Origin of the sequence: Cellulophaga sp. 20_2_10 (assembly GCF_023476645.1) — a bacterium.
Lineage (GTDB): Bacteria > Bacteroidota > Bacteroidia > Flavobacteriales > Flavobacteriaceae > Cellulophaga.
The window spans coordinates 1-1,882 of record NZ_JAMCOJ010000041.1 but is presented as its reverse complement, the minus strand read 5'-3'; the positions used below and the strand labels follow the sequence as shown (position 1 = coordinate 1,882).

Genomic DNA, 1,882 nt, shown 5'->3' with positions numbered 1-1,882 from the left:
CTATCCAACGCAATATTAGAGCAGGAAAAATATGTGAAATAACCAAAACAAGAGTTTATGAAATTAAAGAGCATATTGACCAATTTTACAACTAAATAACGTGCTACAACAATAGCTATAGTTAATACGGGTTTTAGTGTTTAACCCAAAGTTTAGTGTATACTTACTAAGTCCGCCAAATCTTTTAATTTGGCTTTAGAACAAAAAAGATAAAAGCAAAATATTATATTTTGCTAAGTGCCAAGCCCGTAACGAAGTGCTTATCACCTGCCCTACGTTCCTTATACTAAACGTTGGCAGTGATTAAAAACAAAACCCCTCAATTCAATAACTTCAAATTTAGTTGTTAAAACAATGCGAAACCCTGAGATAATTTTCATTGCAATTACAGTAATACTTATGACATATCTAGTATGGATTTTAGTATTATTTATATCTAAAAATAAACGCTCTCATTTTCTAAAAAAAGTACTATTTATTTTTGCTTTAATTGGTTTTAGTTATATCTGGTTTGTGCCTATAGAGATTGGTTGGAAAAATGACCTGCTTCCTGTATGCAAATTTAGATTTCAAATATTTGAATATGACACTCACGATTATAGTGGGTATGGAAACTTTAATGATTTACTTTTTAGTTTAGAGCCAAAAAAATATGGAATGATAGATATTCATAAAAAAATTGGAAGTTGGCAAGAATATTTTGAGTTTAACACTGTTGAAAACCTTATTGACAACGAAGACTGAGAATTATAATAAAAAAGTAATATAAACAAATAACTACTGCCAACACCATCTATAATCAACTGCTTGTTTTAAGCCTATTTACGAATCCCGAAGCGTCTGGACTAGCGGATTTTCTATTCGTTTTTTAGTTGCCAAATTCCGTGCTTAAACCACGCAACGAAATCATACACAAACACGCTGTAAAATACTTGATAACCAGCCAACTCACGAAATTTAGATCTATTTATCTTATGTTTAATTTAACTTGACTTATAGGTTTTATTAACATTTTTTAAAGCAACTTATTATAAGTTTGACCTGAACAATCAACACTACATTATGAAAAAAAAGTACTTAATAATTGTAATGCTATTTTCGGTTTTTGCTGTTAATGCACAAAATGACAACTCTGGAAATGAAAAAAAGAATGAAGTCAAACTTAATGTATTACTTCCTTTAGCCGGAACTTTTGAAGCGACTTATGAAAGAATTATAAATCAGAAATCATCAGTAGGAATTTCTGCTTTGTATGTGTTTAATAACGAAAATTCAAATGAGGATACAAATTATATGATATCTTCATATTACAGAAAGTACTTTGGTAAAAAATATGCTTCAGGATTCTTTGCTGAAGGATTTGGAATGTTAAGTTCAATCGACGGAAAAAAAATATACGATACTGATGAAAATTTAACTTTCACAAAAGGTTCTGACGTAATTGATTTTTCGCTTGGTATCGGTTTAGGTAGTAAATGGGTCACCAAAAGTGGATTTATATTTGAAGTAAATGCAGGTTGGGGAAAACTATTATTTAATGCTGATAAGACCGACCACACCCAAGTTGCAAGATTAGGTTTAAATTTAGGCTATAGATTTTAATATAATAACGGCATAAAAAACGTTTTACAACAAAGAACTGAGGTAAAAAACAAACAAATTCTTAGTTAATTCTAGGTATTATTATAATGAGCTCATAGACTCTAAAACTGGTTCTTTGAGCTTTTTTATTGTATTTATTTTCTTATTATCTCGGTACTATAGAAACGTAAGTTTCATCATATGGCCTTCCTTGATTTTGCAATAGCAAAAGACTGTTTAAGTAGCTTATTAGCAACAGTTATTAGTGGCTAACTACTCCTCCCTTTGGCCACTATGCGAT

The 1,882-nt window shown here is 30.2% G+C and carries 2 protein-coding genes; both read left to right on the top strand.

Going from position 1 to position 1,882, the window contains the following annotated elements; genetic code table 11:
• Window positions 1-399: 399 nt before the first annotated feature.
• Window positions 400-744 carry a hypothetical protein gene (locus tag M4I21_RS18430; protein ID WP_249560695.1) on the top strand — a complete coding sequence of 115 codons (345 nt, stop codon included), beginning with the start codon at window positions 400-402 and terminating at the stop codon, window positions 742-744.
• Window positions 745-1,062: 318 nt separating this feature from the next.
• Entirely contained in the window at window positions 1,063-1,602 is a 540-nt protein-coding gene (locus M4I21_RS18425) for a DUF3575 domain-containing protein (RefSeq protein ID WP_249560694.1), read from the top strand.
• Window positions 1,603-1,882 lie beyond the last annotated feature (280 nt).

Excerpts from the sequence above, each read along its gene's own strand:
- M4I21_RS18430 (WP_249560695.1), top strand. The coding sequence starts at position 400 with ATGACATATCTAGTATGGATTTTAGTATTATTTATATCTAAAAATAAA.
- M4I21_RS18425 (WP_249560694.1), top strand. The coding sequence starts at position 1,063 with ATGAAAAAAAAGTACTTAATAATTGTAATGCTATTTTCGGTTTTTGCT.